At 62.1% G+C, this 24,715-nt stretch carries 22 protein-coding genes; 13 read left to right on the forward strand and 9 right to left on the reverse strand.

What is annotated here, in order from left to right; translation table 11 throughout:
• Positions 1-9: 9 nt before the first annotated feature.
• Entirely contained in the window at positions 10-1,497 is a 1,488-nt protein-coding gene (locus KW845_RS10340; protein ID WP_218369139.1) for a YgcG family protein, read from the reverse strand.
• On the reverse strand, positions 1,498-2,421 hold the full coding sequence (locus KW845_RS10345) for a LysR family transcriptional regulator (RefSeq protein WP_218369140.1): 924 nt from the start codon (positions 2,419-2,421) through the stop codon (positions 1,498-1,500). It abuts the gene before it with no gap.
• A 100-nt stretch (positions 2,422-2,521) separates the two neighbouring features.
• Between KW845_RS10345 and KW845_RS10350 the strand changes: the two genes are divergently transcribed.
• The 5 genes from KW845_RS10350 to KW845_RS10370 are packed head-to-tail and all read left to right on the forward strand — an operon-like array spanning position 2,522 to position 7,242.
• Positions 2,522-3,880: an acyclic terpene utilization AtuA family protein gene (locus KW845_RS10350; protein WP_218369141.1), complete on the forward strand. Its 1,359-nt coding sequence runs from the start codon at positions 2,522-2,524 to the stop codon at positions 3,878-3,880.
• Between the two features lie 2 nt (positions 3,881-3,882).
• Entirely contained in the window at positions 3,883-4,203 is a 321-nt protein-coding gene (locus tag KW845_RS10355) for a hypothetical protein (protein WP_218369142.1), read from the forward strand.
• A gap of 17 nt (positions 4,204-4,220) precedes the next feature.
• A complete protein-coding gene (locus tag KW845_RS10360) occupies positions 4,221-5,138 on the forward strand; it encodes an SMP-30/gluconolactonase/LRE family protein (RefSeq protein WP_218369143.1) in 918 nt (305 codons plus the stop codon).
• 30 nt (positions 5,139-5,168) lie between these two features.
• Positions 5,169-6,140, forward strand: a complete 972-nt coding sequence (locus KW845_RS10365) for a tripartite tricarboxylate transporter substrate binding protein (RefSeq protein ID WP_218369144.1) — start codon at positions 5,169-5,171, stop codon at positions 6,138-6,140.
• A gap of 7 nt (positions 6,141-6,147) precedes the next feature.
• Entirely contained in the window at positions 6,148-7,242 is a 1,095-nt protein-coding gene (locus tag KW845_RS10370) for an SDR family oxidoreductase (protein WP_218369145.1), read from the forward strand.
• On the opposite strand, the gene KW845_RS10375 is transcribed toward KW845_RS10370, so the two are convergent.
• The 5 genes from KW845_RS10375 to KW845_RS10395 are packed head-to-tail and all read right to left on the reverse strand — an operon-like array spanning position 7,239 to position 12,403.
• On the reverse strand, positions 7,239-8,381 hold the full coding sequence (locus KW845_RS10375) for a mandelate racemase/muconate lactonizing enzyme family protein (protein ID WP_218369146.1): 1,143 nt from the start codon (positions 8,379-8,381) through the stop codon (positions 7,239-7,241). The genes KW845_RS10370 and KW845_RS10375 overlap by 4 nt on opposite strands.
• A 34-nt stretch (positions 8,382-8,415) precedes the next feature.
• The gene (locus KW845_RS10380) at positions 8,416-9,375 is read right to left on the reverse strand and encodes a D-isomer specific 2-hydroxyacid dehydrogenase family protein (protein WP_218369147.1); all 960 of its coding nucleotides are present in this window, start codon (positions 9,373-9,375) and stop codon (positions 8,416-8,418) included.
• Positions 9,376-9,379: 4 nt separating this feature from the next.
• Positions 9,380-10,267 (reverse strand): fumarylacetoacetate hydrolase family protein, encoded by an 888-nt coding sequence (locus KW845_RS10385; RefSeq protein ID WP_218369148.1) that lies wholly within the window; start codon positions 10,265-10,267, stop codon positions 9,380-9,382.
• Positions 10,268-10,288: 21 nt separating this feature from the next.
• Positions 10,289-11,257: a tripartite tricarboxylate transporter substrate binding protein gene (locus tag KW845_RS10390; RefSeq protein WP_218369149.1), complete on the reverse strand. Its 969-nt coding sequence runs from the start codon at positions 11,255-11,257 to the stop codon at positions 10,289-10,291.
• 36 nt (positions 11,258-11,293) lie between these two features.
• The gene (locus tag KW845_RS10395) at positions 11,294-12,403 is read right to left on the reverse strand and encodes an enolase C-terminal domain-like protein (RefSeq protein ID WP_218369150.1); all 1,110 of its coding nucleotides are present in this window, start codon (positions 12,401-12,403) and stop codon (positions 11,294-11,296) included.
• Between the two features lie 125 nt (positions 12,404-12,528).
• Here KW845_RS10395 and KW845_RS10400 point away from each other — a divergent pair, with 125 nt between their 5' ends.
• Positions 12,529-13,290 carry a GntR family transcriptional regulator gene (locus KW845_RS10400; protein WP_218369151.1) on the forward strand — a complete coding sequence of 254 codons (762 nt, stop codon included), beginning with the start codon at positions 12,529-12,531 and terminating at the stop codon, positions 13,288-13,290.
• Positions 13,291-13,327: 37 nt separating this feature from the next.
• On the opposite strand, the gene KW845_RS10405 is transcribed toward KW845_RS10400, so the two are convergent.
• Positions 13,328-14,227 (reverse strand): LysR family transcriptional regulator, encoded by a 900-nt coding sequence (locus KW845_RS10405; RefSeq protein WP_218369152.1) that lies wholly within the window; start codon positions 14,225-14,227, stop codon positions 13,328-13,330.
• Between the two features lie 107 nt (positions 14,228-14,334).
• On the opposite strand from KW845_RS10405, the gene KW845_RS10410 reads away from it, so the two are divergent.
• The 4 genes from KW845_RS10410 to KW845_RS10425 all read left to right on the forward strand — a co-directional run bounded on the left by KW845_RS10410 (position 14,335) and on the right by KW845_RS10425 (position 18,081).
• On the forward strand, positions 14,335-15,189 hold the full coding sequence (locus tag KW845_RS10410; RefSeq protein ID WP_255592531.1) for an N-acyl homoserine lactonase family protein: 855 nt from the start codon (positions 14,335-14,337) through the stop codon (positions 15,187-15,189).
• Positions 15,190-15,306: 117 nt separating this feature from the next.
• Entirely contained in the window at positions 15,307-16,299 is a 993-nt protein-coding gene (locus tag KW845_RS10415; RefSeq protein WP_218369153.1) for a tripartite tricarboxylate transporter substrate binding protein, read from the forward strand.
• Between the two features lie 85 nt (positions 16,300-16,384).
• Positions 16,385-16,687: a DUF4387 domain-containing protein gene (locus KW845_RS10420; protein WP_218369154.1), complete on the forward strand. Its 303-nt coding sequence runs from the start codon at positions 16,385-16,387 to the stop codon at positions 16,685-16,687.
• On the forward strand, positions 16,684-18,081 hold the full coding sequence (locus KW845_RS10425) for an acyclic terpene utilization AtuA family protein (RefSeq protein ID WP_218369155.1): 1,398 nt from the start codon (positions 16,684-16,686) through the stop codon (positions 18,079-18,081). Before KW845_RS10420 ends, KW845_RS10425 begins: the two co-directional genes overlap by 4 nt.
• 263 nt (positions 18,082-18,344) lie before the next feature.
• On the opposite strand, the gene KW845_RS10430 is transcribed toward KW845_RS10425, so the two are convergent.
• Positions 18,345-19,256: a LysR family transcriptional regulator gene (locus tag KW845_RS10430; protein WP_218369156.1), complete on the reverse strand. Its 912-nt coding sequence runs from the start codon at positions 19,254-19,256 to the stop codon at positions 18,345-18,347.
• Positions 19,257-19,461: 205 nt separating this feature from the next.
• On the opposite strand from KW845_RS10430, the gene KW845_RS10435 reads away from it, so the two are divergent.
• Genes KW845_RS10435 through KW845_RS10445 form a run of 3 tightly spaced genes read left to right on the forward strand, consistent with a single transcriptional unit; the run spans position 19,462 to position 24,700 of the window.
• Positions 19,462-21,201 carry a hydantoinase B/oxoprolinase family protein gene (locus KW845_RS10435; RefSeq protein WP_218369157.1) on the forward strand — a complete coding sequence of 580 codons (1,740 nt, stop codon included), beginning with the start codon at positions 19,462-19,464 and terminating at the stop codon, positions 21,199-21,201.
• A 15-nt stretch (positions 21,202-21,216) separates the two neighbouring features.
• The gene (locus tag KW845_RS10440) at positions 21,217-23,331 is read left to right on the forward strand and encodes a hydantoinase/oxoprolinase family protein (protein WP_218369158.1); all 2,115 of its coding nucleotides are present in this window, start codon (positions 21,217-21,219) and stop codon (positions 23,329-23,331) included.
• On the forward strand, positions 23,312-24,700 hold the full coding sequence (locus KW845_RS10445; protein ID WP_218369159.1) for an MmgE/PrpD family protein: 1,389 nt from the start codon (positions 23,312-23,314) through the stop codon (positions 24,698-24,700). The genes KW845_RS10440 and KW845_RS10445 overlap by 20 nt, the downstream gene beginning before the upstream one ends.
• The last annotated feature ends 15 nt before the right edge of the window (positions 24,701-24,715 follow it).

The following is a 24,715-nucleotide window of genomic DNA, read 5'->3' on the forward strand; positions in this document are numbered from 1 at the left end:
GCCCGCGCTTTACCATCGGGCACCCGCGCCGCCTCCGCCGCTGGACCCTCCGCCAAAACTGCCTCCACTGCTGCTGCTGCTGCTTCCCCCGCCACTGGAACCGCCAGAAGAGGACGAGCTGCCCTGCAGCTTGGCAAGCGTCACCATCCCAAGCGATATTGCGTAGTCGCAAAAGGCGCACTCTTGCATGCGCTCCCCTGTCCCGGTCTGGGTACGGGTGGCTCGTTTGCGCACCTTTATCTCTGGCTTCTGCAGGGTTCGCCCGTGGCATTTTGGGCAAGCCATATATCGCGCGGCCTTGTCGCCGGCAAATTCGATGATCCGGGTTTTTCCGGTATCCGGATCCCGCCAGATTTCGTAGGCCTTGGCGCCAAGCGCTTCTTCCCGCATCTGCAGCTCATTCAGGTACTTCTTCAGATCTGCGCGCTTGAATGCGTCGCGATTTACTCGGGACCATTTGCCCGCTGTTGCCGGGGGGATTGCCCGCAGGCGGGCATTCTTGCTGTTCTTGCCCAGGTCGTAATAGGCCTTGTAGGTAAACGGCGACAGCAGCAGTGGCACCAGGCTCAGGCGAGTAAACGAAACCTGCATGTCCAGGCTGGTTTTCTTGTCCCGGGTGCTTTTCTTGAGGAATTCCCTGCATCCGTAATAGTGAAAGAGCAGCAGGAATGTTCCAAAAGCGGCCGCGAAATACGGCAGATTCTTGAATTGGTAGACGCGCTCGATCACTTCCATGAAAAGGAACACGAACAGGCTCAGGAACAACGAGAACAAGAAAAGAAACAGGGCATACCAGAGGGAATGCTGCTTATATTCCGTGCGCTTGACGGCGTATTTTTTCAGCACCCGTTTGCGTGCCAGGCTTATCCAGCCGAATCCGACGGCGAATACGGCCAGCACATACAGGGTCTGTTCCAGCGCGGCGGCATGCCGGTTCCAGAAAGTAGGCCGATACGCTTGCAAGCCGGCCAGTTCAAGTCCATGTGCGGGCGACAGGAATACGCTTTCGACCGCTTTCGCGGTAGCCAATACCGCCATATCCGTGTTGCCGGCTTTCAGGTACGGAACCAGGTAGTTTTCCCCGATCTGCTTCAGCAAGGCGTCGGGAAAAACACCTTCTACACCATAGCCGCTGATGAAGCGGTACTCGCGCCTGTCCATGCCCAGGAAAAGCAGAAGGCCGTTGTCGCTTCCTTGCTTGCCTATGCCCCAATGGGTGAACAAATCCAGGGCAAAACTGAAATCGCTGTCGCCCTGGTAGTCGTTCACTACGACCACGGCGAATTCGCTGCCGTTGGCGTGTTCGATGCCCGTGCTGATTGCGTCCAGTTGTGCGCGGGTACTGCCGCTCAAATTGCCGTCCGGGTCACTGACGTAGTGGTCGTTTCCCTGGGTTTTCGGATTGGGAATGGATTGGACCGAATACTGCGCATAGGCATTCAGGCACCAGGCCAAGCCGGCCAGGGCGGCTATCACGCAAGCGAGCTTCTTGTGCATTTATTTTCCGTCGATGATTCCGGCGCTGACCTGCTGCAAGGTCTCCATGAACCGCAATACCGCTGCCGACAGGGACCGGCGTTTTTGCACCAGGATGCCGATTTCCCGCGTTGCCGCAGGCGTATGCAATGCCACACTGCGCAAGCGCGTGGTGTCCATCAAGCGCAGCGCCAATTCGGGCACTGCCGCCACGCCCACCCCCGCGGCCACCATGGCTCCTACGACCGATATATTGTCGGCCACGTAATTCGCGTCCGGCATACGCCCCGAAGCCGCCAGTATCCGGTCCGTTACCAACCGGATACTGCTGGCCGGCCCACTGGCAACGAACGGCCGGCTGGCGAACACGGTCCAGTCCACCCTTTTCTTTCGTGCCAAGGGGTCGTCGACGGGGCAGATCAGCACGAAGTTCTCTTTCAGTAGCGGGGTGAACATCACGTCGGCCGGCTGGTTGGCAATGGCGACGGAAATGCCGAGATCCGCCTTGCCTTCCGCCACGGCCTGCGTCACCTGCCGTGCCGAGGCCGCCTGGATCACGAGACGCACTTGCGGATGCGACTGCTGAAGCGCCCGGGCGGTCGCTGGCAAGAGGGCGGCCGCCACCGAGGGCAGCGCCCAGATGTTCACGCTGCCGCGCCGGCCGGCAATGAACTCGGACAGGTCGCTCAGGGAATCGCGGAACTCGGACAGCATGCGCTGCGCAATAGGTACCAGTTCTGTTCCGGCATCGGTCAGTGCCACGCCGTGCTTGTCGCGATCGAAGAGTTTGGCATTGAGCTTGTGCTCGGCCGCCTGGACCCGCCGGCTAAGGGCGGGCTGGGACACGTGCGCGTGTTCGGCCGCCATGCGGAAGTTGCGCGTTTCTGCCACGAGCAGCACGGCTTCCAGTTCGGAGATGGTCAGGGTAAGCCGCGTACTGGTCATGGCAATGCAATTAAGTTATCACCGAGATGTAAATATATCATTTTGAGCATTAGAAAATCCTGCTCATACTGGGCGCAGGCGAGCACACACGGAGACAAGCATGGACAAGCCGCGCACACGACTGCGCATCGGGGTGGGGGCAGGCATGGCCGACGATCGCATCGGCCCGGCGCTGCAACTGCTGCAACAGTGCGACCTGGACTACCTGGTGTGCGAATGCCTGGCCGAACGCACGATCGCGCGGGAAACGCTGACGCGCCGGCATGATGGGGCGCGCGGCTATAACCCGATGCTGGATGAGCGCATGCGCGGTTTCCTGCCCCTGTGCCAGCAGAAGGGTGTGCGGCTGGTGTCCAACATGGGGGCTGCCAACCCGGTCGGCGCGGCACAGGCGGCCCTGGATATCGGCCGGGAATTGGGATGGCGCGGCCTGCAATGCGCTGCGGTGGTGGGCGACGACGTGATCGACCGCGTGCGGGCACACCCCGAACTGCAACTGACGGACCGCCATCTGCCGCTGGAAGAAATCCTGCCCCGGTTGGCGTCGGCCAATGCCTACCTGGGCGCCGACATCGTGCGCGACGCGCTGGCTACCGGCGCACATGTCGTGATGACGGGCCGGGTGGCCGATCCGTCGCTATTCCTGGGCGTGGCGCTGCATCATCACGGCTGGGCATATGATGATGTGCCGCGCCTGGCCGCCGGCACGATCATGGGGCACTTGCTGGAATGCTCGGCCCAGGTTACGGGCGGCTATTTTGCCGATCCGGGCAAGAAGGATGTGCCGCGGCTGGCCGAACTGCCCTACCCCTATGCCGACATTTACAGCGATGGCGAACTGTTCATCGGCAAGCCCGACGGCTCCGGCGGCCGGCTGGACCGCATGACCTGCACCGAGCAGGCCATGTACGAAATCCACGACCCCAACGCCTACATCACTCCCGATTGCGTGCTGTCGCTGCAGGGCCTGCATTTTGACGAGCTGACGCCCGACCGCGTGGCGGTGCGGGGCATTAGCGCCCGCCCGCGCACCGATAGCTACAAGGTGGTGGTCGGCTACTTCGATGGCTGGATCGGCACGGGCGAAGTCGCCTACGCCGGCGTCAACGCGATTGCGCGTGCCCAGTTGGCGGCTGAGACCGTCAAAGAGCGTTTCCGGCTGGACGGCGGCGTGGCCAGCGAATTACAGGTCGACCTGATCGGCATCAGCAGCCTGCATGGCAACCATCCGGCATCCATGGCCGGCAATCCCTACGAGGTGCGCCTGCGTGTTGCGGCACGCTGCCCCGACAAGAAAAGCGCCCACCTGCTGGGCGACCACGTGCGGCAGTTGAACATGCAAGGCCCTTACGGCGCCGGCGGCCCGGTCAACCTGGGCGCCAAAGAGGTCATTGCCGTGGACGCGGTGCTGATTCCCCGCGACTGGGTCAACCCGCAAGTGATCACCATAGGAGCATAGCCATGGCAACCCTGGTCTACGACCTGGCGCACGCACGCGCCGGCGACAAGGGCAATACGTCGAGCATCGCCGTCATTGCCTACGACGATGCCGGCTGGCAAGTGCTGCGCCGCGCGCTGACCGCCGATCGGGTCGCGCAGGCGTTCGCGCACCTGGGGGCGGGGCCGGTCCGGCGCTACGAGGTCGAAAGCCTGAAGGCACTGAACTTCGTCATTCCCGATGTGCTGGCCGGCGGGGTGACCCGTTCGCTGCGCCTGGACCCGCATGGCAAGTCGCTGAGCGCGTTGATGCTGGGCATCGAGCTGCCTGACGGCCAGCCGTAACTCTGAGAGAGGCCGATATGTATCCCCCCGCCGAACCGCTGCAGACCGAAGTCTTTGCCCGGCTGCCGGAATCGTTGCAGCTGACTGACCAGCCATCCACCTGGCTGGCCGCGCGCCATGCGAAGATGCACTCGTTTCTTGAAGGGCCCGCTTTCGACCGTGCCGGCAATCTGTGGTGCGTGGACCTGGCGCATGGGCGCATCCTGCGTGTGGACCCTGCAGGCAACTTCGAGGTGATCGTCAGCTACGCAGGCGAACCCAATGGCCTGAAGATCCATCAGGACGGGCGAATATTCGTGGCCGACCACCTGCATGGCCTGATGCTGGTCGATCCCCATGCAAAGACCATACGGCCCTACCTGCAGCATGTGCAGCGCGAAGGGCTGCGGGGCCTGAACGACCTGTTCTTCGCGTCCAATGGCGACCTGTACTTCACCGACCAGGGCGAGAGCGCCCTGAACAACCCCACGGGCCGTGTGTTTCGCCTGCGCGCGGACGGCAAGACCGTGGACTTGTTGATGGACGGCCTGGCCGGGCCCAACGGATTGGTGCTGAACAAGGCCGAGAACGTGCTGTACGTTGCCATTACCCACGACAACGCTATTTACGCCTTGCGGCTGGAGCCGGACGGCACCATGAAGAAGGCCAGCCGTTTCATCCAGTTGTCCGGCAGCACGGCCGGGCCGGACGGCCTGGCGCTGGACGAAGCCGGCAACCTGGCCATTGTGCATGCCCAGGCCGGCACGGTCTGGCTGTTCAGCCCGCTGGGCGAACCGCTGTACCGCATCCGTTCGTGCGCAGGCCTGCGCACCACCAACGTCGCTTTCGGCGGGGATGACGGGCGCAGCCTTTACATCACCGAAGCCGATCAAGGCGTCATTCTGCGTGCCCGCCTGCCGCACCCCGGCAAGCCGATGTATTCCCACACCAACTAAGTAGAAACATATCCATCAGGAGACAACATCATGACCCTGCAGCGATTGATAGCCGGCCTGGCCCTGGGCCTGGCCGCCGTGACCGCCGCCCAGGCGGCTTCAAGCTGGCCCTCGCGTCCCATCCGCCTGATCGCCACCTATGGCCCGGGCAGTTCCATCGATATCATTGCCCGCTTGGTGGCCAAGCCCTTGTCCGAGCAACTGGGCCAGCCTGTGATCGTCGAGAACAAGCCGGGCGCGGGCGGCGACCTGGGCACCGACATCATCGCCAAGGCCGACAAAGACGGCTACACCATCGGCTTTGCCTCGGCCGGGCCGATCACGGTCAATCCGAACGCCCGCGCGAAGATGCCGTATGACTCTATGAAAGACCTGGTGCCGGTTGCCTTGGTGGCCACGGGCCCCAACGTCATATTGGTGAACCCGTCGCTGCCGGTGCACAACCTGAAAGAGCTGATCGCCTATATCAAGGCCAACCCGGACAAGGTCAGCTTTGCGTCGGCCGGCATGGGCACCAGCGGCCACATCGCGGGTGAACTGTTCCAGCACTTGTCGAAAACCACCATCCTGCATGTGCCTTACAAGGGCAATAGCGAAGCTATCACCGACACCCTGGGGGGCCGTACTTCGATGGTCATCAGCGGCGTGCCGCCCATCCTGGCCTTCGTGAAATCGGGCCAGCTGCGCGCGATTGCGGTGGCCGACGACAAGCGCTCGCCGCTGTTGCCCGATGTACCCACCGTGGCCGAGGCCGGCCTGCCTGGCGCTGAAAGCGTGGCCTGGTATGGCATCGTGGCCCCGGCCGGCACGCCCACCGAGATCCTGGATCGCCTGCACGACGAAATTGCCAAGGCCGTCAGCAGCCCCGATGTGCAAGAGAAGTTCTCGAACCTGGGCATTGTTGCCGCTTCGGATACGCGCGCCGAATTCGGCAAGCGCATGACCGATGAATTTGCCCGCTTCAAAGAGCTGTTCAAGCAGATCAACCTGGTCATGGATTGATGCCGTTATGCCACGTACCGTACTCATTACAGGTGCCAGCGGACTAGTCGGCACGGCGGCCGTAGACTCGTTCCTGAATGCCGGCTGGGATGTCATCGCGATTTCGCGGCGGCGGCCCGAGGTTTCCAGCGAAAGGCCGTTCACGCACCTGGCCGTCGACCTGCAGGATGCCGCAGCCTGCCGCCAGGCCTTCCAGGACCTGCCCCAGGTGACCCACGTGGTCTACGCCGCGGTCTACGAGAAGCCCACGCTGATCGCCGGTTGGCAAGACCCGGAGCAGATGGCCACCAACCTGGCCATGATCAGGAACGTGATCGAGCCCCTGGTCCAGGGTGCCGGCCTGCAGCACGTGACGCTGCTGCAGGGCACCAAGGCGTATGGCGTTCACCTGCATCCCATACGCACGCCCGCGCGCGAGCGCGAGCCTCGCGACGATCATCCGAACTCGTACTGGTTTCAGGAAGACTACATCCGGGAAAAGGCGGCGCAGTGCGGCTTCGGTTGGACGATCTTCCGTCCTACCATCGTGCTGGGCCCGAACGTGGGCGTGGCCATGAATACCATACCGGTCATCGGGATCTATGCCGCGCTGTGCCGGGCGGAAGGCAAGGCGTTTTGCTATCCGGGCCATATTTCATATCCGCGTGAGGCGGTGGATGCGCGCCTGATCGGCAACGCAGCCGTATGGGCAGCCGATAATCCGCAGGCCCGGGGCGAACATTACAACCTGACCAACGGTGAAGTCTTCAGCTGGCGCGATCTATGGCCAGGCCTGGCAGAGTTCCTGCATGTCGAGCCGGGCCCGGACCAGCCTTTGTGCCTGGCCGAATATTTGCCCAGCCGCGCGGACGCGTGGGCGGGCATCGTCAAGCAACACGGGTTGCGGCCGATGAGCATGGCGCAACTGCTGGGCCAGTCGCATTATTCGGCGGATGCGCGGTTTGGATATGGCTTGAAGGCGGCGCCCGCGCCCGCGTTTGTCAGCACGGTGAAGGTCAAGCAGGCGGGCTTCACGCAGGTGTGCGACACCGAAGAATGCGTGAAGCACTGGCTGACGGTGTTGATGGAAAGAAAGATCATTCCATTGTCAGTTCCTTCTTAAACATAACAAGGCCCTTCGATCAGCGGATGGGCGGCAACGAAGTGCTCGTCGATGCGCAAGCCTATACCCACCCCTTCCAGCGCACTGACACACCCATCGCCGTCCAGCGCATAAGGAAACTTGTCGGCCAGTTCGTCCCGGAATGGGTTGTATGGTGTCAGGTCTGCCTCGAAATAGCCGGGATTGTCGACGCCACATAGAAAGCTGATGGACGTCGCCATGTTGATCGCGGTGGCCGAGGTGTGCGGGTTGACGCTGATGCGCCGGGCGCTCGCGATCGCGGCAATTTTCAACGCTTCGGTGATGCCTCCGGCTTTTGACAGATCGGGCTGCGCGAAGCCGATGGATTCGGATGCCAGCAGCGGATCGAATTCATAGCGGGTGTAATGATTTTCTCCTGCTGCAAGCGGCGTGCGACCCAGTTTCGATGCGCGACGGTACAGTGCAAGGTCATGCGCGGGGAAGGGTTCTTCCAGCCAGCCCACATTCAATTCGTCATAGACGGGAAGAACGCGCCGCACGTCATCCAGGGTGTAGCTGGTATTGGCATCGACCAGGATGTCGATATCGTCGCCCAACGCGGTGCGTACCGCCAGGACGCGAGCAGTGTCGCGGGCGACTGTGTCGCCGACGCGCAGTTTCACGGCGCGATAGCCCTGCTCGACATAGCTTGCGGCCTCTTGCGCCAGGGATCCGGGCGGCTGCCAGCCCAGGGATATGCCGCCCGCGTAGGCCTTGATGGGGCGATTCTTGCCACCCAGCAAGGAATAGAGCGGCAACCCGGCCACCTGGCAGCGCAGGTCCCATAGCGCGAGATCCAGGCCGCTGAGTGCCAATGCGGCCGCGGTGCCCATTCCATGGCTGCCGATTTGCATCTTGTAGACGCGCGTCCAGACGCCGGAGACGTCCATGGGATCCATTCCCGTCACCAGTTCTCGCAGCGTGGTGTCGACAAGGCGCGCAATGGCGCCAGGGCATCGCCCATGATGTGCTTCGCCCCAACCGACAAGGCCATCGCTGGTGTCAACGCGCACCAGGACGGCATCGCGCTTGACACTACGGCCGATGCCCAGGGTTACGGACTTATCGGCAGGAACAGGTACCGAAATGGGGTAGGCGCGGAGTTGCGTAATTTTCATGGCCATTTACCGTTTACCGTTTGCTCGTGGATGGTTATTGAAAGATCTGTGGATTGACCAGATTGACGAAGCGTTCGCCGCGAAGCAGCCGCAGTACCTCGTCCACGGCCCCCCGGCTCATGCGTGCCATGCTCGAGTGCGTAATGCCGGCCACGTGCGGTGTCAGAAGAAGCCGTTGCAATCCAGATGGATAAAGACCCTGGGGAATGGGCTGCGTGTCATGCACATCGAGTGCCGCGCCGCCCAGGCGTCCCTTTTGCAGCGCCTCGACCAATGCGGCCGTATCTACCACCGGCCCGCGAGATACGTTGATCAGCAAGGCTTCGGGCTTCATCAGAGCCAATGCCGGCGCGTCGACCATGCCGCGTGTCTCGGCAGTCAGTGGGCAGGTAAGTACGACCACATCCGCGGTCGAAAACAGGGTTTGCTGGTCGGCCGGGTTCATGCCGGCAGGCAGGGAGCCGGGTCGTCTCGCCAGGCCAATGACTGTCATCCCCATGGCAAGCGCGACCTTTGCCAATGCGCCGCCGATGGCGCCGACCCCTACGATACCCAGCGTCTGGCCATGCAGTTCGAGCGCGCGATCGGCCCGTGCCCGCTTCGGCAGCCAATCATCGACGGGATGCAGCAGAGCCAGTGCCTGCATATTCCTTTGAAGGTAGAACATGGCATTAAGGCAGTACTCCACCACAGACGCCGTATTTGATCCCGGCACGTTGGCGACGGGAATTTTCAACGCGGTGGCGTGCTGCATCGGAATCATGTCCAGTCCGACGCCATGGCGCACGACACCTCTAAGCCGCTTCTGGTGATTGAAGATATCGTCCGGCAACTTGGCCCTGACGACCAGCACGTCGGCGTGGGCGACGAGCTCGCGCAAGGTGTCCGCCTGGGCATTGGGCGCGACGACCACGTGTCCGTTCTGCGCCAGGCGGGCCTGTTCATCTTGCTGGATGGCGTTGGTCAGCAAGATATTGGGAATGCCGGTTTTCATACGCTTAGGTCTCCACGACAGGATTGCTGAGTTCGCCCAGTTCGCTGATGCGCAGGGTGGTGCGTTGGCCATGTCTCAGCCAGGCCGCGGGCTGGTGGTTGGCGGCCACCCCGGCGGGCGTTCCCGTCGCAATAACGTCGCCTGGGTCCAGCGGCATTTGCGCGGATGCGTAGGCGACCAGTTCGTCGATGCGGAACAGCATTTGTGATGTGCTGGAAGACTGCAGTGCCACGCCGTCGATCTCCAGCTCGATTGCAAGGTCGTGGGGGTCGACGATATCGTCGGCCGAAACGATCCACGGACCCAGCGGCCCTGTCGTGGGCTGGTTCTTGCCCCGTACGAAGCCGCCGTCGTCCCGGACCATATTTGTGTAGCTGACGTCATTGAAAATGGCATATCCGCATACGTGCGCTGAAGCGGCATCGGTGCTTGTTTTCAATGCCGGCCTGCCGATGATCGCCGCCAGCTCGGCCTCGTAGGTCACCTGGTTGCCCGCAGCAAGGTGAATGGGCTCATCGGGGCCGATAACGGTCGAGCGGGACTTGATGAAGATGACAGGCTGGTCGGGCGCCGGCCGGCTGCTGGCTGCCAGCCCATCTCGATAATTGAAGGCCGCGCCGACAATCTTGCCCGGGCACGGCAATGGCGCCAGCAGGCGTACTGCCGACAAGGGAAGCAGGCATTCTTGTTCCGGGGCCGAGTCTTTCAGCGCCACAGACAGCTCGACCAAGCCGAATTCGATCCAGGCCGTCATGGACGGGGATAGCTGCCGTAGTGGCATCGGGCGGGCGGGATGCGCGCCATCGATCAGGCTGGCAGCCCGGCCCGCGGCGTGCGGAACCAGCACACCGGCGCGTGCCTGGCCTTGATGTTCGAAGGTGACGAAGCGCATGGCTATGGATTCCAGGGCCGTTCAGTCGGCGGATGCGCCGGACGATTTGACCAGGCCCTTCCACAGCACGGTCTCCCGGTCAAGAAAGGCCTTGAATTCCTTCGGCGTGCTGCCTATCGCCTCCGACCCTTGGTTTTCGATGGCCTTGTGCATTTCAGGGCTGCGGGTGACGGCAGTTATGCTTCGCGACAGAGTGTCGACCACGGCTTGCGGCGTGCCGGCGGGCACGAAGACCGCATTCCAGGTTGCTATCTCGAAACCCGGCAGGGTTTTCGCGATAGGCGGCACATCTGGAACCTGAGGCGCCGCCTTGGCCGTCGTTATGCCAAGCGCCTTGACTTTGCCGCCCCGAATGAACGTCAACGCGTCTATGAGCGGTGCGAACATGATCTGGATATTGCCGCCCATAAGGTCGGTCATCGCCGGGGCGGCGCCTTTGTAGGGGATGTGCGTCATCTCTACGTTCGCCATTTTCGAGAACATGACCCCGCCCAGGTGCTGGGATGTGCCCGGGCCGCCGGACCCGTAGTTCAGCTTGCCCGGTTTTTCCTTGGCCAGCTTGATGAGTCCGGCCACATCGTCCACGGGGAGGTCGTTGTTGGCGACAAGCACGAGCGGTGTGTTGGCTATCTGCGAGATCGGGATGAAATCGGCCAGAATATCGAACGGCAACTTCTTGAACAGCGCAATATTGGCGATCGATGTGCTGGTTCCCATGAAAAGGGTGTATCCGTCGGGGCTGGATCGCGCGACGTAGTCTCCGGCGATGTTGCCGCTGGCTCCCGGCTTGTTCTCCACCACGACTGGCTGGCCCATGGCCGTCGCAAGATCCCGGGCCAGGATGCGTGCCACGATGTCGGTGCTGCCTCCTGCCGAGAACGGCACGACGATGTTGATGCTGTGTGCCGGATACGCTGCCATGGCGGTGCCCGAGCAAAGTACCAATGCCGCGAGCACCGCGGGGAAAATTCCCTTTTTCAAACCACGCATGTCTTCCTCCTGTATTGGTATATGGCGATTGAACGCCTATGACAGCACTGCGACGTGCTTTCGCTTGATGAGGTCGAAGTCGATCTCGGCACCCAGGCCCGGTTCGGTAGGCGCGTACACATAGCCGTCCGCGTCAGCCTGGATGTCCTTCGCCAGGCCGTACTTTTGCGCGCCATCGGGCAGCAGCACTTCGAAGAACTCGGTGTTCTTTATCGCCATGATGACGTGCAGCCCGGCTATGTTGTTCAGCGAATTCCCGCCGTGATGCACTTCGTAGTTCATGCGGAAAGACTCGGCCAGGTGGGCGGTCTTCATCATGGTGGTGATGCCGCCTTTCAACGCCACGTCGCCGCGCAGGAAGTCGGTAGCCTGCTGCAGTACCCACGGTGCATACGAGTCCAGTCCCGCCGCCGGGAATTCCGTTGCCATGAGCGGAATGTGCAGTTGCTGCTTCAGCTTCACATAGTTGTAGACATCGGCATCGTGCAAGGGATCCTCGTACCAGTAGTAATCGAGTTCCTGCAATGCGCGTCCCACCCTGACCGCCTCGGGGTACTGATAGCTCCATGCCGCATCCAGCATGACAAGGTAGTCGTCTCCGACTGCTTCCCGCACGGCCTGGCAGACCTTGATATCTTCCCGCCAGGGGTGGGGCGGATGGATCTTGTATGCCGCCCAGTTCAGCGACTTGTAATGCAGCGCTTCTTCGGCATAGGCCAGAGGGCTGTCCAGGATCATGGAGCTTGCGTAGGCCTTGACGCGGTCGCGGTAGGAACCCAGCAGGCGATGGATGGGCAGGCCCGCCGCTTTTCCGCAGATATCCCACAATGCGACGTCGCAGGCGCCTATGGTGCGCACCGTGGTGGTGCGGGCGCGCCGCCATAGCGCCTGGTGAAGGCGCTCGCGATCGAGCGGATCCTGCCCCATCAAGATGGGCTTCAGATACTTGATCAGGTTGGGGCCGTCCAGATCGCCGCCGTAGTAGGCCGAACCCAGAAAGGCATGGCCCGTTATGCCATCGTCGGTTTCTATCTTCAATAGCCCGATCTTGCTGGCGCCGGCGAACTTGCCGGTATGGGCGGCATAACTGGTGGGCGGAATATCGTCCCAGGCAAAAAGCGTAAGCGTGACGTCGACAATCTTCATGAGAGTTCCGTGGGTGAGGAAAATTAGTACTATAGTCCTGTATAGGACTAAGTGTCTTGCAGACGGTTGGCGATGTCAAGGGCAACGCCGGACTTAACGGGTTTGCTTGGAGATAAACTGTCGCGATGCCCAAAAACGCTTCTCGCCCTCTACCCAAAATTCGCCTGGCCGGTCCGGATGGCCTTCCTAAATATCTGCAGTTGAAGAACGCGCTTGCCCAGGAAATCACCGCCGGGCGCTGGGAACCTGGCGATCAATTGCCCGCGGAAGATCTGCTGGTAGAGGCGGCGGGACTCAGCCTGGGGACTGTGCAGCGCGCCCTGCGGATGCTGGTGGACGACGGCGTCCTGATCAGGCGCCATGGCTCCGGCACTTACGTGGCCAAACGCCGGTATCCCATGGGTGGGCCGTTCCAGCATTTCCGGTTTGTCGACGACACGGGCGAGGGCATACTGCCCATATACACGCGCGTCCTGAGGCGCTTCGTCGTCGAGAAAGGCGGGCCATGGCACGACCTTCTGAAGAGCGAAAAGGTGGTTTGTATCGATCGCGAATTTTCGATCAATAACGAATTCTCGGTCTACGTGCAGATCTATTTCTGCGGTATCCGGATTCCAGAACTGGCCTCGGTGGATACCGCCGAGCTCAACGGGGTGAGCTTCAAGGATCTTCTATCCCGGAAATATGGCCAGTCGAAAGCTTCGTATACCGAACGCATGAGCATCCGCAGACTGCCGCCCTTCGTCGCCCAGGGGCTGAAACTGCCCCGCAACACGGTGGGGGTGCGACTGGATATCGTGGCTACCGACCAGAACGGCAATGCCATCTATTTCCAGCATGCCTATATACCGCCAAATGAGCGGCAATTGCTGATGCAGGATCACTGAGCCGTTCCGCCCTGGGCAGAGGATCTCGTCCAGACGCTTACGTTCTGCCTACATCGGACAAATGTTCCACCGCAAAATCGATAAAGGCCCGCATTTTGGCGGACATGGCGGCGCCGTCTGGAAAGACCACATACAGGTCGCGATTGGGCAGGGCGTAATCTTCCAGCACGATGCGCAGTTCATCGGTGCGCGCGTAGCGGCCGGTATCCCAGGCCGACCGCATGAGAATCCCTTGTCCTTCCAGTGCCCATGCCAGGGCCACTTCGCTGTCGTTGCATCGAAGCGATCCGTGGATCTTGACGTTCTCCATGATGTCGCCGCGGGTGAAATTCCACACGCCGTAGGTATCGTCGCTGCGCAATACAACAATGCACTGATGCTGGATGAGGTCTTTCGGGCAGGTCGGCGTGCCGTATTCAGCCAGATAGGCCGGCGACGCCCACAGATGGCGCCGGTTCGTCGCGATGCGGCGGGCCCGCATGCCGGAGTCGGGCATGGCGCCGAACCTGATCGCGGCGTCGAAACCGCCTTCGATAAGGCTGTACGGATGATCCGAAAGGATCAGTTCCACTTCCAGCTTCGGATAGGCACGGACAAACGCGGAAATCATGGGCGCGGCGCGCACCCGGCCGAAATTCAGGGGCGCGTTGACTCGCAGCACGCCGCTTGGCTCGAAGCGGCGGTTCATGACGTCTTGTTCGAGCTTATCGAATTCCGCATTCAGCTGCGACGTCCTGTCGTAGTAAAGCTGGCCTTCCTGGGTAAGATTCATCGCGCGGGTATTGCGATGCAACAGTTGAACGCCAAGCCGTTCTTCCAATTGCGCCAGGCGCTTTGACAGCGCGGGCGGAGACACTCCCAGCGCCCGAGCCGCGGCAGAGATCGAGCCGTGCTTGACGATGGCGAGAAAGAAAGAGGAATCTGCCGGTTGGGCCATTTTTAACCGTAAGGAACGAAAGTTTTAACCCTGGGATGGCGCGAAATGCGCTGTCGTGCCGCGTATACTTTTTTGCATGCGAACCTTGCAGGTCGCCAACAACCGCCATGCGTGGCGGGCTTCAAAAAAACCAGCCCAGAGACATGCCGGACCCCATCCCAGAATACGAGGTTTATGCCTTGCGCTATGCGACCCGAGACGGCCGCCGGCGGGATCATTTCGTTGGCGGCGATCCTCACGATGGCCCTATGCCCATGGACTACTTTATATGGGTCGCGGTAGGCGCTGGTCGCACCATCGTAATCGATACCGGATTCACCGAGGAAGTGTCGCGCCGCCGAGGCGGCCGGACCTATCTGCGTTGTCCTGTGCAGGCCCTGCAGCAGCTGGATATTGCGGCGGATGGCGTGAGCGACGTGATCCTGACCCATCTGCACTATGACCATGCCGGAAACTTCGACCGTTTCCCGGCTGCCAGATTCCACCTGCAGGAAGCCGAGCTCAATTACGCCACCGGCCGCTATATGCAGTATCCGCGCCTGTCGCACTCATTCGAAGTCGATGATGTCTGCGGGCTGGTGCGGTTGAATTACAGGCAGCGCGTCCTGTTTCACAATGGCGACGGGCAGGTCGCGCCAGGGGTCAGCGTGCATTTCGCCGGCGGCCACACGGCGGGGTTGCAGTTCGTGCGCATCCATACCAGGCGGGGCTGGATCGTCCTGGCTTCCGATGTTAGTCATTTCTACGAGAATTTCGAGCAAGGCCGGCCGTTTTCCTCGGCTTTCCATGTCGGGCAGATGCTCGAGGGATTCGACCGCCTGCGTGCGTTGGCCGATAGCGATGCGCACATCGTGCCCGGCCATGACCCGCTGGTGATGCAACGTTATGCGCCGGCCAGTGCGCCGCTGGAAGGCATTGCCGTGAAGTTGCACCAGGCTCCACACGGCCCGCAAGGGCGCTAGCACAGATCGAACTATTGAAACCGGCTTTTGTCCGAAGCCGGCACGGGCAAGTATTGCCTGCGCGCTTTGCGCGCCAGGCCTTCAGTGACGAAGACAAAAAGCACAAGGGAGACACTTATGAAACGCGTGGCAATTCTGTTCAAGTATGCGGCCCTGGGATTATTGGGGGCAGCCGGCACATGGGTGGGCGCGCCCGCCTGGGCGGCTTATCCCGACAAGCCCATCAAGCTGGTGGTGCCGTTCCCGGCAGGCACGGCCGCTGATATTTCCGCCCGCCGCGTCGCGCAGGGCATGGCGGGCGTATTGAAGCAATCCATTGTGATCGAAAACCGGGGCGGCGCGGGCGGTGCGGTTGGCAGCGAGTATGTGGCCAAGGCTGCGCCCGACGGCTATACCTTGTTGGCCGGAACCCTGAATACGCACGCGATGAACTCGGCCCTGTACAAGGATCTGGCATATGACCCGATACGCGACTTCGAACCGATCACGCGGGTCACGACTTTTCCGAACGTCCTGGTGGTTCCAGCCTCGCTGAAGGTGAATACGCTGGCGCAGTTGGTTGACTTGGCCAAGAAACGGGAAAGCCAGCCCTTGACCTACGGTTCGGGTGGCGTGGGTACCACGGCGCATCTGTCCGCGGTATTGCTGGGGCAGGCAGCGGACATCAAGCTGCTGCACATTCCCTACCAGGGAACATCCAAGGCAATGACGGATGTGCTGTCGGGCCGGGTCGACATGATTTTCGGCAATGTGCCGGTTGTATTGCCATACGTGAAGGACGGCAAGCTGAAGGCGTTGACGATTACGTCCGAAGAGCGTTCGAAGCAGATGCCCGATGTGCCCACCGTAGCCGAACTGGGTATGAAGAACGCCGAGATTTCCGTTTGGATCGCGTTGTTTGCGCCCAAGGGGACTCCAGCCGATATCGTCGATACGCTGAGCAAGGCGGCATTGACCGCATTGCAGTCGCCGGAGTTGCAGGCCGGATACGAGCAGGACGGCGGGAAAGTCCAGACCGATGCCACGCCTGCTGCCTTTGCAGACGTGCTGAAACAGGACGTCGAGCGCTGGGGCAAGGTTGTCAGGGAATCAGGCGCTTCTGTCAATTAGGCGCCAGGCAGGCTCCGGCCGTCACCGGGCGCATGCGTGTTTCGCACGGCAGCCCATCCATGCACCGACTTACCAGGAAGTTCTTATGTATCTGCAAGACATTGCCAAGGTCATACGAAGCAAGAATGCCGGGCCACGCTGCACCACACTGGACATCATGTTCAACAACGATGCCGACTACCAGAAAGTAGTGCAGTCCAACGCGATCAACGCCGCGCTGATCGCCCGGCTTTACGAGATGCCGGAAGGCGACGTGAAGATTATTGAATACCCCATGTCGCGCGCGCTGAAGATCGCCATTCCTCGCAAGATAACCGCGGGCGATCCGGGCGACCGGGATGTGTATGGCGCGCAGCAGCACGCCCGTTTGTTCAAGGTGGAAATATGAGCGCGACCGGCCGCATCCTGAAAGAGTTTTCTTCATCGTCCGGGCGCCGCCCGCTGCGTCTGCTGGGCGCGTCGGGGCAATTGGGCTATGGCATACCCAGCCCGGCGTTCAACGCCGGGCTGGAGCGCAAGCCGGACCTGATCGGCTGCGACATGGGGTCGATCGACATCGGGCCGTACTATCTGGGCAGCGGCAGTATGGCGACTGCGCGAGAATCCACCAAGCGTGACCTGCGTAAGGTGCTGGTTGCCGCGCGCAAGCACGATATTCCGCTGGTCATCGGCTCGGCGGGTTCGGCCGGCGCCGCGCCGCATCTGAAGCAGACGCTGGAGCTGGTGCGGGAAATTGCCCGCGAGCAAGACCTGAAGTTCCGCCTGGCGTTCATCCCGGGCGATATCCCCAAGGACATCGTGGTCGACGCGGTGCGCGCCGGTGGTGTACGTGGTATCGACGGAATGCCCGATCTCACTGTCAATGACGTCGAGGCCTCTGCGCAGATCGTGGGCCAGATGGGCATGAGCTCGTTTCGCCAGGCATTCGAGGCCGACATCGATGTGCTGATCGCCGGCCGGGCCTGCGACACGGCCATCTTCTCGACCTTGCCGGTGATGCTGGGCTTTCCTGTGGGCCTGTCGGTGCACATGGCCAAGATCATCGAATGCGCGTCCCTGTGCTGCCTGCCGGGTGGCCGCGATTCGATCCTGGCCACGCTGGACGATGAGGGTTTCACGCTGGAAAGCATGGCTCCCCAGCGCCGTGCCACACCGATCTCGGTGGCCGCGCACAGTCTTTACGAACAGAATGACCCCTACGTCATCATCGAACCGGAGGGTCGGGCGGAACTGCATGAGGCGAAGTACGAAGAAGTCGACGAGCGGCGCACGCGCGTCAGCGGAGCGAAGTGGGTAGAGGCGCCCAAACACACGATCAAGATCGAAGGCGCCCGGCGCGTGGGTGAACGGGCGGTGGTGCTTTGCGCGGCCGCCGATCCCCGCTTTATCGAGAAGCGCGAAGAGATCATGCGGGGTATCTCGGTCGTAGTGCGCGACTTGGTATGCGAAGACACCGAGGAAGATTATTCGCTGTACTGGCGTGTCTATGGCGTCGACGGAGCGACGGCCAGGCTGCCCGATACGCCGTTGCCGGCAGAGATATTCCTGCTGATCGAGTGCATTGCGCCCACCGCCGCCCGGGCTTCCGAGGTAATGCGGACGATGAAGCAGTATCTGCTGCATTTCGGCTACGAAGGCCGGCTGTCTACAGGAGGCAACCTGGCCTTTCCGTTCACGCCGCCAGAGGTTTCGGTGGGCACGGCGTATCAGTTCAGCGTCTACCACATCATGGAAACGGATCGGCTCGATGAGCTGTTTCCGGTGACGGTGGAACAGTTGTAGCGCGCCAGCCTGGCGGTATCGCAAGTCAGTCTGTCAGTACATTCCATGGGCCCACGTCCCCGACAGGCTCCACTCAAAAGGGGCAGGAGACAGCATGAACCAAGACCGCCAGTCCATCCGCAGTGGCATGGGCCGCAGCACGCCTGACCAGATTTTTGTCCAGGGGCACGCGCTGGCTGCGAGGCGTGATTGCCCAGTTGTTCATGGAGGACCGGTAGCCGGCGGTGGCCGCGGCGGACCAGGCGTGACGGGTTCGGAGAGTTCTATTCCAACGGCAACAATCCCGGCTTGCTGATCAATATCCCCTTCACCAAGTCCACCACCGGCAACAGCGTATCCACATTGCTTTCCGCCCGATAGGCCGCGCACAGTTTCAACATCGGCAGTTCGGGCGCCACCACTACCGGCGCCGACACTTTGCTGTTCTCGTTCGACAGCGTGAAACACTCAGGCAGGATGCTCCACGCATGTCCCGCGTTGATCAACCTCAGGATAATCGCCAGGCTGTTGCAGATACTCAAGGGCGGCAGGGGATGCTGCGCAGCTTCGAACCACTGGACCATCAAGCTATGCAGCGGGGAATTTACCGGCAGTGTCATCAGCCGCTGGCCTTCCAGGTCGGCGGCACTCAGCGGCCGGGAATTGCGGCCCCCCTGCGTACGCCCAAACCACGCCATGCGGCAATACGCTAGCGGGTACACGCGTATCTGCGGATCCAGCGGCGTTTCCGCCATGAAAGCGATATCCAGTTGGCTGGTGTTCAGCAGCTCGGCCAGGGTAGTACTGCGCGTGATGGTGAGTTCTACCCGCAAGTCCGGATAGATGGTGTCCATTTTCGACAGCAGATCAGGCAAACATCCGATTGCGAAGGTATCGGACGCACCCATTCTTAGTACGCCCCGCAAGGGGTCGCGGGTGCGGACGCGGCGGTCCATTTCGTTCAGGGTCTTGGTCAGCTGTTCTACGTACTGGTAGAACACCGTGCCTTCGGCGGTGAGCTCGCCCCGGCCGCCAGACCGGCGCAGCAGCGAATACCCGACGATGGACTCAAGTTCGCGGATGCGCAGGGAAATGGTGGGCTGCGTCACTTTCAGGTGGTCGGCGGCGGCCTGGAAGCCACGGAAGACCACCACGCAGCGCAGCGCTTCGAGCTGGGCCAGGGTATAGCGTCGCATTGTTGTCTCCTGCTTAGGCCGGCCGTACGCCGAAGGTAGCTATTCGCCCGGCAAGAGCCTGCCACGCCCATTTTTATAAGGAATTCTTATTTTTTTGCGCCAAAACATTAATTGGATACGGGAATTCTAACTCTATAGGATGAGTTCCAGGACAAAAAGCTGGCCGGCGCCGACGCCAGCGCGGCGCCGCAAGTAAGGAGACAGCATGCCAAGCGCAGCAGCGATCAATCCGGTTCGCCTGGAACTAGTCAAGAACGCCATCGGATCGGTGGTGGACGAAATGGTGCTCACGGTGGTGCGCATCGCCTATTCGTCGATCATGAAAGACACCATGGATATGTCCAGCGCGTTCTGCGACCGCCACGGGCGCTTGATCGCACAAGGGCTCAGCCTGCCGTTGCACCTGGGGTCGATTCCGGACGCCATGGATGCGGTGCGGGCGGAGTTCGGCAATACGCTGCAACGCGGCGATATTGTCATTACCAACGACCCGTACCAGGGCGGTATGCACTTGCCGGATATTTTCATGTTCAAGCCGATGTTCGTGGGCGACCATCTGCTGGGTTATGGCGTGCTGGTGGCACACCATAACGACATGGGCGGCCGGGTGCCGGGCTCCAGCGCGGCGGATTCTACCGAGATATTCCAGGAAGGCTTGCAGATTCCGCTGCTGAAGCTGCATTCGCGGGGAGTCCCGGACCAGACACTGTTGAAGTTGATTGCCCGCAACGTGCGCGTGCCCGATACGGTGCTGGGCGACCTGCATGCCCAGGAAGCCGCGTGCAGCATTGCCGAGCGGGGCATGCTGGAACTGGCGGAACGTTATGGCGTGGAAGAGCTGGAACGATGCTTCGATGCGTTGCTGGACTATTCCGAGCGCGAGGCGCGCCGGATTATTACGTCGATCCCGGATGGGTCTTATAGCTATGTCGATCATATCGATGATGACGGCATCGATCCGACGCAGCCCGTAAAGATTGCCGTCACGCTGCATGTGAAGGGCGATGAACTGACAGCCGATCTGGCGGACAGTTCGCCGCAGGTGCGCGGTGCCATCAATTCGACCCTGTCGTTTGCCAAGTCGGCGGTTTATTTCGCGATGCGTTCGATCATGGATTCCGACGCGCCGAATAACGCGGGTTTCATCAAGCCCATCCATGTCCTGGCACCCCAGGAATGCATTTTCAATCCGCGCCGGCCTGGCGCTGTGGCGGCGCGCGGGGTTAGCGGGTTTCGCCTGATCGATGCGATTTTCGGGGCGCTGGCGCAAGCGGTGCCGCGCAAGCCGCGTGCGGCGGGCGAGGGTGGCACTACCAGCTACAGCATAGGAGGTATCGATGCCCAGGGCCGGTTCGTGTTGTTTCGCGAAGCCTTGATGGGCGCGTGGGGCGGCGGCTATCGGCGCGAGGGGGTGGATGGCGTTGCGAACCCGGCGGCCAATATCAGTAATGCGCCGATCGAGATGGTAGAGAACACGGCGCCGGTACGCATAGAGCGCTATGAACTGATTACGGACAGCGGCGGTGCTGGTACCTGGCGGGGGGGCCTTGCGATTGAACGCCAGCTACGCTTTCTGGGGCAGCGTGCCACTTTCCAGCTGCGGTCGGACCGGCGCAAGCATCCGCCCTTTGGATTGCACGCGGGCCGCGCGGGGGCGGGGTCGAACAATTTGATCGAGTCTGAAGACGGCTGGCGTCAGTTGCCCACGAAGTTCACGATCAGCCTGGCAGGCGGGCAGCGCTTTCGGCACACCACGGCAGGCGGGGGCGGCTACGGCGACCCGTTTGAACGAAGTCCCGAGGCAGTGCTGCACGATGTGCGCAACGGCAAAGTGTCGGCCGAGGCCGCCCGGCGTGAATATGGCGTGCAGGTGCTGGACGCGCCCTGGCGCATAGATGAAGCCGTCACCAACGTGCTGCGCCGCTCGGCCCATCCAAAGAAATAACCTGGAGAAGACAAGATGAATGCGGTACCGCAATCGCTGCGAGTTGGTGCGGACATTGGAGGAACCTTCACGGACTTGGTGTTTGTTTGCCCGGACGGGGTGATCCATAAGCGCAAGGTGCCCACCACGCCTGCGGATTATTCGCTTGCCATCACACGGGGAGTTGCCGATTTCTGCGCCGGTAATGGCTATTCGCCGGCGCGCATCGAAGAAATTGTGCATGCCACGACGGTGGCGACCAATGCCATCCTAGAACGGCGGGGCGCGCGCACGGCCTTGCTGACGACGGAGGGTTTTCGCGATGTGCTGGAACTGCGCCGAATCCGCATTCCCATGTCGTACGACCTGGATTGGCAAAAACCCACGCCCCTGGTGGAACGGGAATGGCGGCTGGGAATTGGCGAACGGCTGGACGAGCATGGCAATGTGCTGACTCCGTTGGATATGGAAAGCCTGCGGGATGCCACCGAAAAGCTGCGCCAGGACGGTATCGAGGCGGTTGCGGTTTGCTTTCTGCATTCATATCGCAATGGCGCGCACGAGAAGGCGGTGGGCGACTATCTGGCCGCGCAGCTGCCGGATCTTTATGTTTCGCTGTCGCACGATGTGCTGCCCGAGATCCTGGAGTTCGAGCGCACCAGTACCACCGTGGTGAATGCTTATGTGGCGCCGTTGATCGCCCGCTACTTGAAGACCCTGCGCAACCGCTGCGATGAGCTGGGCAGCAAGGCGCCGATCCTGGTAATGCAGTCCAACGGCGGCCTGATCAGTGCCACGGTGGCGGGGGCGAAGCCCGTGACCATCATCGAATCCGGCCCGGCGGCCGGGGTAATTGCCGCGGCCCGACTGGCGCGCGACTGCGGGTATGCCGATGTGATCACGCTGGACATGGGCGGTACCACCACCAAGGCGTCCATCATTGAACAGGGCGAAATCCTGCGCGCCACCGAATACGAGGTCGGATCAGCGGTGTCGATCAGCAGCCGGCTGATGCGTGGCAACGGGTATGTGCTGCGCATTCCCGTGATCGATATCTCCGAGGTGGGAGCGGGCGGCGGCAGTATTGCCGCTATCGACGCGGGCGGGTCGTTGCGGGTGGGGCCGCGCAGCGCGGGAGCGATGCCCGGCCCTGCCTGCTACGGGCAGGGGAATGAGTATCCCACGGTCACGGATGCCAACCTGGTGCTGGGTTACCTGAATGATGATTCGTTGGCTGGCGGCTCGTTGAGCATCCACCGCGGCCTGGCCGAACAGGCCGTGGCGGCATACATTGCCGCCAAGAGCGATCTGTCTTTGCTGGAAGCCGCCTATGGTGTGCATCTGATTGCCAATTCGAACATGGTACGGGCGATCAAGTCGGTATCCGTGGAGCGCGGCCGGGATCCGGGCGATTTTGCGCTGATGGTGTTCGGGGGAGCGGGGGCCATCCATGCCGTGGGCGTGGCGCGGGAGCTGGGCATCAAGCGGGTGATCGTGCCACCGGCGCCGGGTGTGTTCAGCGCCTTCGGCCTGTTGCGCGCCGACGTGGAGCAGCATGCGGCCCGTACCGTACTGACATCCACTGCCAATCCCGAACTGGACAAGGTCAATGACATCATCGACGAGATGCATGACGAGCTGACGCGAGTGCTGGTGAAAGAAGGCTATGCCGCCAGCCGAGTCAGCACCGCTTCATTCGCTGATCTGCGCTATAGAGGGCAATCGTCAGAGATTACCGTGCCGCTGGACGAGTTGCCGCTGACTGCACGCGGGTTGCGCGCCGTGGAGCAGCGTTTCGAGAATGAATTCGAGAAAACCTATGGCCACCGCTCGCCGCATAAACAGTTCGAACTGGTTACGGTGCGCTTGGTGGCTTCGGTGTCGCGGCATGCGGAACACTCAGGCGGGTGGGCGGCCGACGCGGGGGGCGACGGCATGGCGCGAGAGCGCATGGCTTACTTCGGATCCCGGCATGGGCATCGCAGCACGCGGGTGCTGCGGCGTGCCGAGCTGGCGGCCCAGGCCTGGCCGGGCCCGATGATCGTGCAGGAATACGATACCAGCGTGGTGGTGCCGCCCAACTGCAGTGTGTCTTTGGATGTGCACGGCAATATCGTGATCGAGATTGGCCATGAAGCCATCGATGATTGATCCGGCCGCCGGCCTGACGGCGCTTGCGGACTTCGCGGCAGGCACCAGCGAAGATGCGCTGCCGCCCCGGGTCCTGCGCCAGGCGCAGGCCTGTGTGCTGTATGGTCTTTCCGTTGGTATTGCCGCGGTGTGTGCACAGGCACCGCGTGCGGCGGCTGCCGCGTTGGATTGGGAATATGAAGGCAGCAGTGGCGGCGCTACCCGGCTATTGGACGGCCGTCGCTTGCCGGCCGGAGCGGCCGCTTTTGCCAACGGTGTGCTGATGCATTCGCGGGTGCAGGAAGATGCGCATCCGGCCGGGCACGTGGGGGTGGTGGTAGTGCCGGCCGCCCTGGCGGTGGCAGAGCAGGTGGCAGCCTCCGGTCCCCGGTTGCTGTGCAGCGTCGTGTCCGGATACGAGACTGCGTTGCGCATCGGCCGTGACCATGCGGCCGATGCCAGCGAGCGAGGGTTTCGCACTACCTCTATTTATGGCGGCTTCGGAGCCGCGGCCGCGGCCGCACGCTTGATGCAGTTGCCGGCCGATCGCACCCGGGACGCCCTGGCGATGGCCGCCAGCGTCGCGTGCGGGCTGCGCGAGTTCGTCAATGCCGGCAGCGAGGAATACCCGCTGCATGCTGGCTATGCGGCGCGCAACGGGATCAGCGCGGCCGCTTGCGCGCGCGCGGGGACTGGCGCGGCGGCCACCAGCCTGGAGGGTGATGCGGGGTTTTTTCGCAGCTATGGCCAGGCCGATGGCAGCTATGCGCGGCGCCTGGCCGAAGGGCTGGGCGATGAGTTCGAGTTCCTGCAGGTGACATACAAGCCCTATCCCACCTGCCAGTTCCATCGCAGCGTGGTCGGCAGTGTCCTGACGCTGCGCCGGCGGGTGCCGCTGGCCCGGTTGCGGCGTATGGCGATTCACATGCACCCATTCGAAGCGGATTTCGTGGGAGTGCGCTATGTGGGGCCGTTCCACCAGTTTTCACAGACTTTCATGAGCGCGCCGTTCTGCGCGGCGCTGGCCTGGGTGCATGGCCAGGTCGGCTACCGGGGGATGCACCGCTACGACGACGTGCGGGTGTTGGGCCTTATCCCCCTTATCGAAGTCGTGTCGGATCCGGCCATCGCCCGGTATCAACCGAAGATCGTTGCCGTGGACGACGCTGGCGTGACGTGGGAACAAAAAGAGACATCAGGCAGCGATGCCTACCAGATGACCTGGGAGACCGCACAGCAGATGTCCGGTGTGCTGTGCGAGGAAGCCGGCGTGCCGCGGCCTTTGGCGCAGGCCTTGTTCGAGGCCGTGGACGGGCTGGGCCAGGCGGCCTCGATATCGACACTAGTGACGGCAGCCGCATCGGCCGTGGGCCAGGCGCGCCGGCATTGACCGGGCAGGGAAACA

The organism is Bordetella sp. BOR01 (assembly GCF_019218885.1).
Taxonomy (GTDB): domain Bacteria; phylum Pseudomonadota; class Gammaproteobacteria; order Burkholderiales; family Burkholderiaceae_B; genus Bordetella_A.